Origin of the sequence: Streptomyces xiaopingdaonensis (genome assembly GCF_000262345.1) — a bacterium.
GTDB lineage: Bacteria > Actinomycetota > Actinomycetes > Streptomycetales > Streptomycetaceae > Streptomyces > Streptomyces xiaopingdaonensis.
Genome location: NZ_AJTQ01000078.1, coordinates 54078 through 68265 on the forward strand (window position 1 = coordinate 54078; position 14188 = coordinate 68265).

Consider the following 14188-nt stretch of genomic DNA (forward strand, 5'->3'; position numbering starts at 1 on the left):
GCGCGTCACGGCCGCCGTCGGGCAGCACGGTCGTTCCGACTGGCCTTCCGCCCCGGGGAACGGAAGGCCGCTCGCGGTGGCTGCAAGGACCGAACGGACTCATCCCTCGGGCGGTCTCATGATGCCGATCGGTCCTCGGGCTGCCGACAGCCGGGTTCAGCCGGCTCGTCCCGCTCCGTGCGGCACCTGGAGCTCCGGCTCCTCCCGCAGTCCGGCGACGTCCGCCCCGCTCTCGGTCAGCACACGGTGGACCTCCGCTGCGGACTCGGCGTCCGTCCCGGTCTCGTCGAGCAGGGCGGCCAGCAGGTGGGTCGTGCCGACCGTGGGCGAGTCCTGGGCGGCGGCGGTGAGTTCCGCCACGTGCAGGAGCCGCCGGCCGAAGTCGGTGGTGTCGGCGATCTCCGGGGGCTGCTCCTCCGTGACGCCGGTGGAGGGGAGCAGCACCCGGACGACGGCGTCCTGCCGTGCGCCGTATCGGCGGAGGAGTTCCGCGCCCTGGTTCGCTCCTGTCAGACGCTCGGGCAACGTACGTCCCGCGACGGTCAACGACCGGTCCAGCGCCAGGATGCTCAGCAGTACGTCGACGGGTTCCGGCTTCGACGCCCCGCGTCGCACCGCCGCCCGCCGTGCCTCCGAGTGCACCACGCCCACGATCGCGGAGCCGAACCCCGCGCCGCCTCCGAAAACCCAGGCGGTGAACTTGCGGGTCAGCGGGTTGCCGGCTTTCCCGAAGGTTCCCGCCTTGCGCAGTATCAACACCGTGCCGGGCTCCGGCCGTTCGCCCTCTCGCGGCAACGCGTCGAGCGCGTTCGACACGGCGGGGATGTTCAACTTTCCCACCGTCATGGCCTCGCGGGCACGCGTATCGGGCAGTTCGAAGAGCGCGCGCGCCACGTGGCGGACGCGTACCGAAACGGTGCCCTCCTCCCGTGCGGACTCCAGCGCTTTGCGCAAGCAGGACCGCAACGCACCGGTCATGGTTGGGAGTTGGATGCTTTCCGGCTTCTGCTCCTTCTTCTTCCGGTTCTTTCGGCGCAGCTTCTTGGCCTCCTCCTGCCGGACCGTGCGCCAGAAGGCGTCGATCTCCCGCTCGTCGTCCGGGGTTTCGGCCGCGCCGTCCTCCGCGTCGTCGCTGATCCATACGGATGCTGCCCGGCACCCGATCGAAACGGCGAGTGAGCTGGAAGCGTTCATACCGGGAGCTATCGCGGAACCCGCGGCCGAGTCGCCCGATACGAGCGCGCTCAGCAGGACTTCCGTGCCGACGTCCGCGCGTTCCTGCTTGGCCACCTGGCGCATCGCCTCCAGCAACAGCAGGAAGACGTCCCCCTCGAACTCGACGGTCGTGCCGGATTTGCAGTCGGGCGTTTGCTGCTCCATCGGGTTTCCCTTTCCGTTGCGTGCCAGAGGAGGAAGACGTCGCCTCCCGCAGTCGGCGATGTGTTCACGGAGCCGACGACCGGCCCGTGCCATAACGGAAAGCGGTGCTCTCGCACGTCGAGTCCGCGTGTTGGCTCGAGAGCACAACGCAGGGCTGGCGAACGAACGTCGGTCTTCAAGACCGCAACCGGGTCTCGAAGGCCGACGTCACCGAGCGCCCGCATCACCAACAGCGTGGCGTGATCCCTGTTGCGCGCGAGCCGGCTACGGCTTCAGACCAGCGCGTCCATGTAGATGCCGTTCTCGGTCTCGTAGCAGCGCGTGTCCTTGTACCGGTCCTTCGCCTGCTCCGCGTACTCCTCGCACTCCTGCATATTGCTGAACACCTGGGGACCGCCGCCGATCGTCCTCCAGCTGTCGGCAGCGGCGGAGCCGGCCGAAAACGGAACCGCGACCACTGCGGCAGCGACAGCAAGGCCGTAGGCGATTCGGGTACGCCGCGACTTCATACGTCCCTCCTTTAGTACAGGCCGGACCGTGCCGACCAACAGTCCCCCGTGCTTTCAAGGAGTTGGATGACGCGAGCGAAGGAAAAAGTTCCACGTTCGGAATACCTCCTCGAATCAGAGGCGTCGACGTCTCACGCACCGGACTCGGCGCCATGGGTATGTGCGACTTCCGCATCGAAGAGCGGGCGAACGAGACGAAGTCGATTTGCACGGGGTGGAGGCCACTTTCTTGGACACGGCCGGAATCCATGGGCGGTTCGTCGGATGTGAGAGCGACGAGCAGCAGCACGGCCTCCGGCAGGACTTTCGTCTTTGCCGATGCCTACACCGATGACGGCTCGAACGTCCCGCCGTCTTCGGTTCAGCGGGTGAAAGCCCCGGCGACAGCCTGCTGATGTCGGCGCTCCGGCTGTTCGGGGAATGTCCGAGCTCGCCGGACGACAAAACCGTCCGGCCGTAGCAGCCAGGCGCCGGAGTCGGTGATGCCGTACGCGCGCGAACTCGGCCTGTGCGTCGTGGAGTGTGTCGCCGACCCGGTGGACGAAGTGTCGTCGAAGCGCGCTGCGTCGCCACCGGTGCCCGCAGGCCGATCTGCGAGGAGCTGAATCGCGGTCCGTGCTCTCACCTCCGCGACGGGGCGGCGCTCGGCTTCGTAGCTGTCCAGCAGCTCCGCGCCGGCCCGCCTGCGGAGAACTGCTGCGACTTTCCAGGCCAGGTTGTGTGCCTAGGCGATGCCGGTGTTTGCACCGGAGGAGACCAAAGGTGGGACGACGTGGGTGGCGTCCCCGGCCATGAACACGTGTCCTTGCGGTAGCGCCTGCGACCCCGGCTCCCGCGGTGCTGGTGATGATCGTGTGCGGCCATTCGGGAACCGGCCGGACGAACTCCTGGGCAAGATCGGGGCCTCCACGGTGGCGCGGGCCATCGCGGCACGCCGAGCGACTGCAACGGGACCGGAGTCGTGCCGGTGCGCGGCTGGCCGACGCAGGCGAGAGGAAGCCACGTTCCCGTAGGGAACGGCGAGATCGACCTCGAAGATGAACGATACGTTTTCGAGAAGCACTCCGGGACCGTCCTCGCCGATGCCCGACTGCTTCCGGGCGCCTGCACGGCCGTCGGTAGCGTTCGCGTAGTCGGCACGGATGCGATAGTCCCCTTGGTTTTCACGGGTGCGCACTGTCGCCGTGACGCCGTCGCCGTCCGCGCCGACAGTTCGGTGCCGAACCGTACGTCAACACCGGTGTGTTCGGCGGGTCCGTGCGAGGCGTTCCAGTCGAGAACATCGATCCGTTCTGCCTTGTTCCGTATCCCGATTTGCACGGCATCCGGTCAGTGATCGGCAGCTTGATGATGTTGCCCACGGTCTCTGGAGCTGAAGGTCGGGTGAGGAGCCGCCACTCCGATCCGTTCTTGCCGATGGTGTGTGACGTGTGCGGTTCACGAAGTACGCATCACACGCAGCGGGCACGTGGACGCGCAGAAGTAGCCGTGCGTTCAACCAGCCATGCTGCGGCCGAGGAGGCCTCGTCCTGCTTGCCTTCGTCTGCCTCAGCGTCGCCGGTGCAATCGGTAGAGAGTCAGTTGCTATGCGCTGTCCTGATGGGGCATCATGTTGCTGGAGTGGTGATCGGCCGGCCGCTCTTCACGTTATGTACTCGGCCTGGGGAGAGAGTCATGGACTTAGCGACCTTAGCTATCGCGTCGTCCGCATTGTTTTTGTGGCGCATCAAGCGGTTGTACCTAGTATTCCGGCGCGACGAGTGCGGGAGCGGAAGGGTGGCCCGGGTAGTCCTCAGCATCGAGCGAGCCGAAATGCAGGGAGCTCGGCAGCCACGCCAATCGACTAGCCTGCCGGACGCGACTGCCGAGCGCATCTTCCCCGCATGCGCGAGGAGCACAGAGAAACCGTAGACAGTCAGGGATCATCCCCGCTTGTGCAGGGAGCATCTGTCAACATGGCTTCCTGGCCGCCGGATGGCAGACAGCGGCAGCGTAATCGTTCGGTACGACAGATGCACGCGGTGCCCCGACTCAGCGGCTGTAGCGGCGGCGCTTGGCTGTGGTGCTCCAGCCCTTGCGGGGCGGTGTGCGTGCGGGGGTGGTGGGTTGCTCGGTAGGGCGGTGGATGAGAGTGATGCCCTCGTGGTCGGCGGGCTGCCAGTGGTGGTCGTGGGTTTCGAAGGTGTAGCCCTGTTCGGTGTCGGTGGTGTACGTGAGAAGTGCGCGGCCGTCGCGTGCGTACTGCTGCACCTCTGACCAGAGTGCGTCGCGGATGCGGAACGAGGGGTTGCCGACGAAGACGCCGGGGGAGACCTCGAGCAGCCAGCGGGTGAGGTAACCCCTCAGCCCCGTGGGGCAGTTGGAGAGGACGATCACGGTCACCAGATCAGTCCTTCGCCGAGGTTGCGGCCGGACTCCAGGTCCTCGCCGCGGTCGGACTGGAGCGATACCCGGTCGTGCAGTGGGTCTTCGGACTCCTCCTCGGCGCTCGGCGTCATCCCCGGGGCGAGCAGTGTCTTCACGTCGCGGACGCAGCGCTCCAGGAGCCCCGCGGTGTGGACGCGGTCGCGCAGGGCGCGACGTACGCGGGCGCCGATGTCCTCCGGGCTCTCCGCAGCGACCTCGAAGGCGACCGGGATGCCGATCTCGGTCTTGTAGAGGTCCGCGATGTCGAGCGCGAAGGACAGTTCGTGGCCGGAGTGGACGAAACCCAGCCCCGGGACGCAACCGAGCGCTGCCACCACGCTCTGCGCGATGCCGTACATGCACTGCCCGGCGGCGGTGACGGCCTGGTTCGGGGCGTCACCGGACGCGAAGTCGCCCTGGGTGTAGTGGCGTCCGTGCCAGCGGATGCCGGTGCGGGTCGCTTCCGCGCGGTAGCACGCCTTGACCCGGTCGCCTTCCATGCCGAGCAGTTTGCGGCGGCTGCATCCGGCCGGGTCCTCGTCCGGGAACCGGAGCGCGTACATCGCACGGGCGACGCCCAGCCGTGTCCGGGGATTCGCCCACAGCCGTGCCTGGGCCCCTGCCATGGCGGAGGAACGGGAGAGCGCCCGGCCACCCGCGTAGTAGCGCACACCGTGTTCACCGACCCAGACGACACCGACGCCGCTCTCTCCCAGGAGACGGATCGCCTGTTGGGAGACCTTCGTGCCCGGTCCGAGCAGCAGGGTGCCGATGGTTGCGGAGGGGATGTGCCGTACGCCCTCGCCGTCGGCGGCGGTGATCGCGTTGTCGGCGCAGTGAATGACGGCACGTTCGAGGTAGACGAAGGACAACCGGTCGCCGATCCGGGTGAGTTCGCGTGGGGAGGAGGCGCCGCGCTTGCCGACGGTGGTCACCGGCTACCCCTCCGGCGCCAGGGTCAGCAGTCCGCAGCCGTACGCTTTGCCGCGGCCGATGCCCTGGGTGAGAGCGTTCCGCAGGGCGTCCGGGTCGGTGACTTCGAGCCGGCCGCTGAAGGCGACGGTGACGAGGGTGACCGCGCCACCGCGCCTGCCTCCGTCTTTCGGGTTCGTGCGCGGTGTCGGGTCGTCGGGGCGTTTACGGAAGGCGAGGTCGCGTCGGCCGTGGACGGTTGCGGCATACCGGTGTAGCGGGTCCTCGGCGTCCGGCGCCACCCCGGGGAGGAGCTCGAAGCCGTGCCGCGCCTGTTGTCCGAGCAGCCAGCCGAGCTGGTGGCGCGCCGTGACGTGGGCGGTGCGCTTGGTCGGCTCTCCCTCCTGGCGGCGGATGGAGTGCACCGGGTTGGCGGTGAGCCGGAACGCCCAGTGGTCGCCCTTGGCCAGGCGTCCCAGGAACGGGCGGTAGTGCCGGCTCTCCCAGCCGGGCGCGTCGGGTTCGGTGAGGGCGGGCCAGCCTGCCTGCTCCACCAGGTGCGTGAGGTCGGGGCGGTCGGGGCTGACGACGTACAATTGCACGTCGGTGCGAGTGCGGTGGTCAAGCCGCCAGAGGATGCGGGGCCGGTCGGCCGGATCGGCGGGCAGGCAGGGAAAGCCGGCGAGTACCGCAGCGTGGAGCCGCTGGGGAGAGGAGAGGAGGTAACGGGCCCCCGAACGCGCGGCGTTGACGCGGAAGCGGGTGAGGTACATCAGTCGTCCTCCAGCGGCAGCATCGGGTCGTGCGCCGGAATCGCGTGCGCGCCGGGCCGCGGGACGGTGTCGTGCCGCACCGATCGGCGGGCGTATCGGCGATGGCGCGGATCGAAGCTGAGCGGTTGGTCGGACACGATGTCGCCGGGTTGATCGTCCGGGGCGGAGTCCAGGAGCACGGGAAGATGCTTTGGTGCCGCCCTCCGCCGGTACCACGGGGAGGCGAGCCACGGGTGGTTCCGCAGCGCCTCCTCCAGGTCCGTCTCGTGCTGTATGCCCTGTTCGAGCGGGCGTGCCGGCGGGCAGGCGCGGCGGCCGAGGAAGGGCAGGAAGTGCGGCGCCTGTACGGCTGAGTGGAGTTTCTCGATGAGCGTCCGTTCGCCTTCGACGGCGGCGAGGAAGACCGCGTCGGCGAGGTAGAAACGCTCGGTGATCGGCATCGCCTTGCCGCTCACCTGATGGTGCGTGGCGTGGTAGTCCCGTACGCGCGCGCCGGGTTGGTCGATGCGCACGCCGAAGCGCAGCGCGGTGAGGTCGGACAGGTCCGCGGTGCGGGGGCGGCCCTGAGCCGCGGCGAGCAGCCCGACGACGCCGCTCTTCGTGGGCGCGGATTCCGTGGATCGCCGGGGGAAGCGGGAGGCCGCACCCCAGGACTGGAGAGGCCCGGCGAGCTGGAGCAGCAGCACACTCACCGCGTACCGCTCCACCGCTCCGCGACCGCCGCGCCGACGCCCTCCACCAGCTCGTCGAGGGTGACAGCGGTGCCGACGTCGGCGAGTTTCGCGGTATTGCGACCGACGGGTACCACCCAGGTCGCCAGGGCCGTCGAGCCGAACTTCTCCTCCACCTCGGCGATCTGCTCCGCCAGCCGCTCGCTCGCCTGTCGGACGTGGCCGCTGCCGGACTCGGCCATCGTCGGCTCCTCGAACGCACCCACGAAGCTGACCGGCCGGCTCTCGCGCAGCTTCACCACGACGGCGTCCGGTGGTGTGTGGTGCGCGAAAGTGTTGATCTTCCCGGTCGGCAGCGAGGAAACGAAGCCGCGGACGAATGCCTCCACCGCGCGGCGCACGGGTGCGGCCGGGGCCGCGCTCTCGTCGAGCCCCTGGCCGAGGTTCTCGCCGAGTCGGTCGATGTCGAGTGCGGCGTAGCGGTACAGCGTGGCCGAGTTGAACTCGACGGTGCCGATCATTCCGGCGCCCGTCTCGTCCTCCTCGTTCTCGTCGTCCACCGCCGTGTAGTAATCCGACTCGTTCTCCACCGCGTGGACGCTCAGGGCGTGCGCGACCTGGGCTGCGGCGTCCACGTTGATGTCGGCGCCGTCGGCCACCATCCGGCCGAAAAGAGCGATGTCGACGGAGTGGCGGGTGTCGGCGATCTCCCGGGCGCGCTCCCTGTTCTCCTTGCCCTTCAGGAAGCCGGCGATGTCACCACGGCCTTCGACGGCCAACTCGGCGAGCCCCCGCCGCTGCTGGGCGCTGAGAAACATCAGGTACGACGACTCGGGCGGCAGCGGCTTCGCCTCCTCGGCCGCGGCGTCGCCCTCCTGGCTCTTCTTCGGCTTCTTGCGTTCCGGCACGGCGAGCTTGGACCCCGTACCGGCCTCGACCACGGCCTTGGCCAACTCCCAGGACTCCTCCTGAGTGACTTCGGGCTCGAGTTCCCTGACGGTCTCGCCGATCAGTTCGGCTACCTTCTTTGTGCGCACGCCCAACTCGGCCGGGTCGAGGAGCTGCTTGAACGCGGTGCGGGTGGCGCGCTTCCAAGCCTGGCTGGAGACCCGGGATCGGCGCGCCCCGCCGTAGACGGCGGTTTTGGGCGTGCCCGTGTCGTCGCGGTTCAGGTTGCTCGGCGGGACCGTCTGGAGGACGTGGATGTCAACGATCGTACGGCTCACGGGGGTTCCTCACTGAGTGGGCTGGTCGGTGGCGGGTGAACCGCCTTCGTCGGGCGACTGCACGTCTTCGTCCGTCTTCCGCCGCCAGGAGTGGAACTCGCGACCCCATTCCTGGCGAGTCCGCAGGTGCCGGTGCGGATCGAGAGCCTGCTCGATCTGGTCCGCGAGCCGGGCGTAGTCCAGCGGTTCGCCCGCGCGACGCAGTAGCAGGACCAACTCCCGCAGTCGGTAAGCCAGTACGTTCGCGGAGGCGGCCCCGGCGACGCGGACGAAGCGTCGGCGGAGCGGCTCGTCGATCTCCCCGGGCGGCATCAACTCGCGGACGGCGCCGCCGAGTCGGCGGCCGCGGACGTGCATTCGGGCGGTGCGTTGGGATTGCTGGTGGAGCGCGTACAGGGTGACGGCCAGGTGGACGGCATCGTGCGCGTGCCTCCCCGGGCGGTCCCCGTGCGTGTACAGGTTCTCGGTGCCGGTCAGGCCGAACAGCTCCGGTACCTCCTCCGCCGACTTGCCTGCGCCGCGCCGGAGTTGGGCGAGCTGGGCGACGGCCCGTGCCTCGTCGTTCAGGTAGCCGCGCTGGAGCGGTTCCAGGAAGGCGTGCACCGTACTGCCCACGAGCCTCAGCTCGTACGCTTCCCGCCGAGCGGAGGCGGGCGCCGGGCTGCTGGTGGTCATGGGGTGGGCTCCTCGGGTCGGTTCGGCGGTGCGTCGTCGCGGCCGGGTGGGGCGTCGTCCTCCGGCCTCAGGACGCGGGTGCGCAGCTCCCTGCGGAAACCGCGCTCCACGCTCGCGGAGTTGAGCCAGTACGTGCCGCCTTTGGCGGTCGGCAGTACGCGGCCTTCCCAGGCGGCCTCGCCCGAGGATTCGACCAGCTCCAGACCGAGCGCGAGCACCCGGCTGTGTGCGGTGCGCCGCCAGTCCTCGAGCCGCTCGGCGGCGTCCGAGTCCGAGCGCAGTGAGCCCAGCCACTGGCGGAACGGGCCGTCGAGTTCGCCGAAGCCGCGGTCGCGTGCCTCGGCGCGCGGGGTCGGCTCGTCGGCGCCTGCGGCCTGGGCCAGCCCAGCGGCGAGGTTGCCCAGCAACCAGACCGCGGTCTCGGCGAGTTGGACGGCCTCCACCGCGGCGTTCCCGAGGCCGCGGTCGTGCTGCGAGAGCAGCACGACCGAAAGGCTCAGACTGTCGTCGACCATGTCGGCGACCACCGACTGCTGGGTGCCGTACTCGCAGCCCAGAAGCCGGGCACGGATCAGGCGGTCCCTGCCCAGCGCGTCGCTCTCCTCGGCCATGCGCCCCAGCCACTCCAGCACGCGCGGTGCGATCCCGGGCGCCCCGCCGCTGCCCGCCCCTTGCGCCGCGGGCGGATGGCCGGTGATCAGCGAGGCGAGGCCCCGCCAGGCCGTGCGGGCCGGGTCGTGCGTGCGCGGAAGGTAGACGGGGCTTTTGCGCAGCTTCTTCTCCTGCTGCGGGCTGCGCCGCCAGCCCGTCATCGGCTCGCGGTCGTGCATGTCGCGGTAGGGGAGCGGGTCGCCGTAGGCGAGCACGACGCCGTACGCCTCCCGGCCGTCGTGGTGCAACCGCACTCGGCGGGACTGCCAGGTGTACAGGCTGCGCGGCCCGTACGGACGGGCCTCCGCCTCGGTGAGCGGAGCCGCTCCCGGCGGCTGCGGGCGGCGCCATACGGGGAGGTCGCCGTCGTCGTGCCGGAGGAGAGCGTCGTCCTCGCGGGGGATCAGGTTGAGGAGCAGCGTCTCGCGCAGGGTGTCGCCCTCGGCGAGGACGCCGCCGAGCATTCCGGTCGAACCGACGCCCTGTGGGTATACCTTGCCGGCTTTGACGCGGGGGTCGCCCACTGCGCCTGACTTGATACCCGAGACGTCCCACGCCTGCGCGTGCACCACCCAGCGGGCCGCCTCGGCGAAGGACAACCGCCGGGCGCCGTGCGCGCGCATGGTGAGGAACCGGTCGTTGTTGGGGACGTCCGCGACGATCCTGTCCAGCGAGTGGATCTCGTCCTTGGCCGTCCGCAGGTCCGCCACCTGGAAGAAAGGACGCTCCGGGTGGAGCAGGTCGAACTGCTCCCGATGACGCGACAGATACTCCGTCACCCTGTCGGCAGGGAACTCTCCCTGCCACAGCTCCTCCCACGCCTCCCGCGTCGGCGGGCCGCCGTCAAGTGCGTCGTACACCACCGCCAACAGCAGTCGTACGAGGGCGAACTCCTGGGTGGGCAGGTCGCCCGGGACGCGTCGGATGTTCTCCAGTTGTTGGAAGACATCGGTGAGCGAAAGCTCCTTCTCGACACCGTCGCGAAGGAGGACGGGCAGCCACGGCTGGGTCGTCAGGTCGAAGGAAGGCACGACTTCGGCTTCGTGGGCCGCTGCGCGGGTGTTACGGGGCACGGGTCACCTCAAGGCCGTCGTCGGGCGAGTAGCGCAGTTCGAAGCCTGCCAGAGAGCACTGACAATCCTCGTCGAGCGCGAGGATCAACTGCCCTGCCAACCAGTGGCAGTCGCGCCCCTGCCATGCGTCGACGTACAGCTCCTCCAGTTCCGCCACGGCTCTGTCGGCGGTCGCGTAGCAGAAGTGGTGCGGCAGCCGCAGTGCGCTCCCGGCGACGGTTCTGGCACGGTGCGGGTCCGGCGGTGTGGCGGTGGGCAGCTCCAACCCGCCGCGCTCCCGGTCCCGTTGGTCCGGCGGCAGGTGGGGCAGGGTGCGCAGGGTGCCGTCGGCGGTGCGCTGCACGACCAGCACTTCCACGCTCTCCTCGGCGTCGCGTACCTGCTGCCGACCGGCCGGGGTGTCGTCCACGTCGCCGACGCCCGCGTCGATCCAGCCCAGCAGCGAACGCCCAGGCGGTTTCGGTGCGGTGAGCCGGTACTTCCCGGCCTTATCCTGCTGCTCGGTCCGCCGGGCCTCGTCGGCCTTTTCCGCTGCGGCCAAGGCGTCCTGCCAGCTCGCCGAGCCCTGCGGGACCGCACCGTACGCCTGTTGCACCAACGGGCTGATATCCGCCGGGAGCCGTACGGGACGTACGTCGTCCAGGTGCGGCCGGAGCACCGCTGCGGCGCGCAGCAGCGGCCACGCCCCGTACACCGCCGCCGAGCCGCGGACCGGTGTGGGCGGGGGTCCGTCGGCGGCGGTCCACTCGACGCCTCCTCCCTCCGGCTCGACGCCGGTGATCAGGCAGCGGGCGGTGCGCAGCCGCGGTGGGCGCTCGCGTTGGTGACGGTGGAGGCGGCCCATCCGCTGGAGGACGAGGTCGACCGGGGCGAGATCGGTGACGAGGAGATCGAAGTCGACATCGAGCGACTGCTCGGCGACCTGGCTCGCCACCACGATGTGCGCGGTCCCGGGGCGCCGCTCCGCGCAGTCCTCCGGCGGGCCGAAACGCTCGCGGAGATCGGTGTCCTTGGCTGCGCGGTCCAGGTCGACGAAGCGCGCGTGCGCGACCGTCACCGCGTCCGCGCCGAAGCGCCCGCGCAGGACGGCAGCGGTCTCCCGGACCCGGTCCACCGTGTTGCGGACGACCAACGCGCAGCCTCCGGCGTCGAGTTCGACGGCGAGGCGGTCGGCGAGCGCCTCCGGGGCGTCCGCCAGCGCCTCGACCAGGACGTCCGCGGCCCGCCCTGAGGCGGCCGGGGCGCGCTCGATCGCCGTGCCGCCAGGGGCGACGGCGGTGAGCAGCGGGTAGGCGTGCGTGGTCCCGTCCGTGTTCGATGCGTCCGGGTACGCCTGTGCTCCCGCGTACGCGCGGGCCAACTCCCTCCGGCGCGCGGCGGGGAGCGTCGCCGAGAGCACCACGACCGGTACGCGGTAGGCGCCCAGCCAGGCGAGGGCTCCGTCCAGGTAGGTGTCCATGTACGCGTCGTACGCATGCGCCTCGTCGATCACGACCACCTTGCCGGCCAGCGCGAGGTGACGCAGTGCGAGGTGGCGGGTCTTGAGCGCGCCGAAGAGCAACTGGTCGATCGTGCCCGCCACAAAAGAGGAGAGCATCCCCTTCTTGCGGCCGCGCAGCCACTGGTGGGCCACCAGTTCGGCGGTGTGCGAGACGTCTCTGCCTTCGCGGGATGTCCCCACTTCGTCCAGTGCCAGCTCCAGCGGACGGGACGGGGCCTTCATCAGCGCCGTGTAGTGCGGGTTGAGCGCGGACTTGGCGTGGGCGAGGAAGACGGAGTGCGCGCCGCGGTCGCGGTCCTCGTCCGGCAACCGGTCCAACCACTTCTTCAGGCGCGGGAACATCGCATCGCCTGTCGCACGGGTGGGCAGCGCGAAGAAACAGCCGCCCGCGCCCGACCGGGCGGCGAACACCTCCGCCACGGCAAGCGCCGCCTCCGTCTTTCCCTCGCCCATCGGTGCCTCGACGATCAGGAGGCCGGGCTCGGGAAGTTCGCGGACCAGCTGCACGGCCGTCGCCTGCACCGGGCGCACACCGGCTCCGGGCGGGAGGGCGAACCGGGCGCCGTAGTGGGCCTCCGCCTCCCGCGGTGGGTCCACCGCCCGCCAGGCTGTGGGGAGTTCGAGCCTCCGCCAGGCCGCCTCGACCCGCTCGGCGGAGGTCTGCTCCTGCGCCTCGGGGAAGTAGGGGAAGAGGTCGGGGTTGCTCGCGATCCAGTCCGCCACGATGACCGTTGCCGACAGCAATACCTGAACCGGCTGGGGAAGCCGCACGTCCCGCCACGCCGGCAGGAGCTCCGTCACGCCGCTCGCTGCAGCGGCCGCGTCGAGCAACTCCCTCTGGACGCCCCGCCACAGGGCCTCGCTCGTGCCGCGCGTACGCAGCAGCTCGGATCTGCCGCGGAGTAGCCTGACCTGCTCGGCGTCGGGCGGCACGCCGTGGTGTCCCCCGACGACGACGGTGAACTGCCCGCGCGCCGGCTTCGGGAACTCCCAGCGCTGCTCCAGCCATTCGTCCAGAAGGACTTGTCCGGCGAGGCCGTGCGGTGCCGTGCTGCGGTCGGCGAGCAGGCGTCGGGTGGGCATCACCAGCCCGCTGTCCTGCATGGCGCTCGCAAGGTCCTCCACCTGGCAGGCGAAGGCCGGTGTCGCCTTGCCGACGTCGTGCACCGTCGCCAGCCACACGGCGAGCAGCCGCGCGTGCTCCTCCCCGCCCGGCAGGGCTTCGGCCACCAACTGCCGTACCTGACGCGGCAACCAGTGGTCCCACAGCAAGCCGGCGACCGCGCCGCTGTCCGCCATATGCCGCCACAGCGGCAGCCAAGCACCGCTCCTGCCGCCGTCGCGCTGGTCGGACTTCGCCCATACCTTTCGGGCCGGGAGCGACAGGGTTTCGCCCAGATGGGGCGGAGGAGGAGGGGCGATGGGCATGCGGAGGATTAGATCCTGTGATGGGGGTGGTGTCAGGGTGTTGAGCGAATTTGATCGGTAAGTTCTTCTGTTTGTCAGTGTGTTGGAGCGGGTGATCGAGTTCAGAGGGTGGGGATGTGGTTGGTGTGATGTGGTGTGTGGATGCGTCGGTTGGTGGGTGCTTTGGGCAGGGTGAGTGAAATGACCGAATTCCCAGAAGTTGCTTGGGAGAGGCTTGTCTTGGGATGAAAGCGCAGGTCAGGGAGACTGCTCCCCGCGCACGCGGGGATGGACCCCCGCGTTTCGCTGTTGCCAGCGGGAGGTTTTACTGCTCCCCGCGCACGCGGGGATGGACCCTCCATACTCCTTACGATCTCTCCCTGCTTCGCCTGCTCCCCGCGCACGCGGGGATGGACCCTACTTCTCCCGGCTGCTCGGCCGCACCGAGGTCTGCTCCCCGCGCACGCGGGGATGGACCCCGCGCACGCGGGGATGGACCCCGCTACTTCCAAGCCCACCCCGAGCATGTGCTCTGCTCCCCGCGCACGCGGGGATGGACCCCAGGGCGAAGCCGCCGCCGGACAGGCGGCCGACTGCTCCCCGCGCACGCGGGGATGGACCCAACCCCTGACCGCGCGGACGCCCACCGTGCAGCTGCTCCCCGCGCACGCGGGGATGGACCCACCTCCGAAGGTGGGGCTACTCGGTGTGGTGCCTGCTCCCCGCGCACGCGGGGATGGACCCCTCCGGAGAGAGATCGAGTTCCCTCAAACCCTGCTCCCCGCGCACGCGGGGATGGACCCAAAATCCTTGGCGAGTTGGGCAAATCGAAGCTCTGCTCCCCGCGCACGCGGGGATGGACCCCGGATACATCGGTGAAAGCACGTCGGGAGAAACTGCTCCCCGCGCACGCGGGGATGGACCCTCGGCCGCTTGCTCGGGGGTCCAGGGGGAGTCCTGCTCCCCGCGCACGCGGGGATGGACCCGACGTACGCCTCCCCCAG

At 70.0% G+C, this 14188-nt stretch carries 10 protein-coding genes, 1 pseudogene and 1 CRISPR repeat array; all 11 genes and pseudogenes read right to left on the bottom strand.

The features are described 5' to 3' along the window. Positions 1 to 156: 156 nt before the first annotated feature. Positions 157 to 1380, bottom strand: a complete 1224-nt coding sequence (locus UWG_RS0106900) for a Clp protease N-terminal domain-containing protein (RefSeq protein WP_016906469.1) — start codon at positions 1378 to 1380, stop codon at positions 157 to 159. A 272-nt stretch (positions 1381 to 1652) separates the two neighbouring features. Next, positions 1653 to 1889, bottom strand: coding sequence for a hypothetical protein (locus UWG_RS0106905; RefSeq protein WP_016906470.1), 237 nt, complete (start codon positions 1887 to 1889; stop codon positions 1653 to 1655). Positions 1890 to 2250: 361 nt separating this feature from the next. After that, a pseudogene (locus UWG_RS34235) lies at positions 2251 to 3093 on the bottom strand (FAD-dependent monooxygenase); the annotation flags it as partial. 827 nt (positions 3094 to 3920) lie between these two features. Beyond that, positions 3921 to 4271 (bottom strand): type I-E CRISPR-associated endoribonuclease Cas2e, encoded by a 351-nt coding sequence (cas2e, locus tag UWG_RS0106910; RefSeq protein WP_016906471.1) that lies wholly within the window; start codon positions 4269 to 4271, stop codon positions 3921 to 3923. Next, positions 4268 to 5230: a type I-E CRISPR-associated endonuclease Cas1e gene (gene cas1e, locus UWG_RS0106915; RefSeq protein WP_016906472.1), complete on the bottom strand. Its 963-nt coding sequence runs from the start codon at positions 5228 to 5230 to the stop codon at positions 4268 to 4270. Before cas1e ends, cas2e begins: the two co-directional genes overlap by 4 nt. Positions 5231 to 5233: 3 nt before the next feature. Then, positions 5234 to 5980, bottom strand: a complete 747-nt coding sequence (gene cas6e / locus UWG_RS0106920; protein WP_016906473.1) for a type I-E CRISPR-associated protein Cas6/Cse3/CasE — start codon at positions 5978 to 5980, stop codon at positions 5234 to 5236. Continuing rightward, complete coding sequence (gene cas5e / locus UWG_RS0106925) at positions 5980 to 6687, bottom strand: type I-E CRISPR-associated protein Cas5/CasD (RefSeq protein ID WP_016906474.1); 708 nt, start codon at positions 6685 to 6687, stop codon at positions 5980 to 5982. The genes cas6e and cas5e overlap by 1 nt, the downstream gene beginning before the upstream one ends. Continuing rightward, positions 6669 to 7877, bottom strand: coding sequence for a type I-E CRISPR-associated protein Cas7/Cse4/CasC (gene cas7e / locus UWG_RS0106930; protein WP_016906475.1), 1209 nt, complete (start codon positions 7875 to 7877; stop codon positions 6669 to 6671). Before cas7e ends, cas5e begins: the two co-directional genes overlap by 19 nt. 9 nt (positions 7878 to 7886) lie before the next feature. After that, entirely contained in the window at positions 7887 to 8552 is a 666-nt protein-coding gene (casB, locus tag UWG_RS0106935; RefSeq protein ID WP_016906476.1) for a type I-E CRISPR-associated protein Cse2/CasB, read from the bottom strand. Next, entirely contained in the window at positions 8549 to 10276 is a 1728-nt protein-coding gene (gene casA / locus UWG_RS0106940; RefSeq protein ID WP_016906477.1) for a type I-E CRISPR-associated protein Cse1/CasA, read from the bottom strand. The genes casB and casA overlap by 4 nt, the downstream gene beginning before the upstream one ends. Continuing rightward, positions 10266 to 13205 carry a CRISPR-associated helicase Cas3' gene (cas3, locus tag UWG_RS0106945; protein ID WP_193386417.1) on the bottom strand — a complete coding sequence of 980 codons (2940 nt, stop codon included), beginning with the start codon at positions 13203 to 13205 and terminating at the stop codon, positions 10266 to 10268. Before cas3 ends, casA begins: the two co-directional genes overlap by 11 nt. 246 nt (positions 13206 to 13451) lie before the next feature. Then, positions 13452 to 14170: direct repeats of the CRISPR family, unit length 29 nt; unit sequence CTGCTCCCCGCGCACGCGGGGATGGACCC. Positions 14171 to 14188 lie beyond the last annotated feature (18 nt).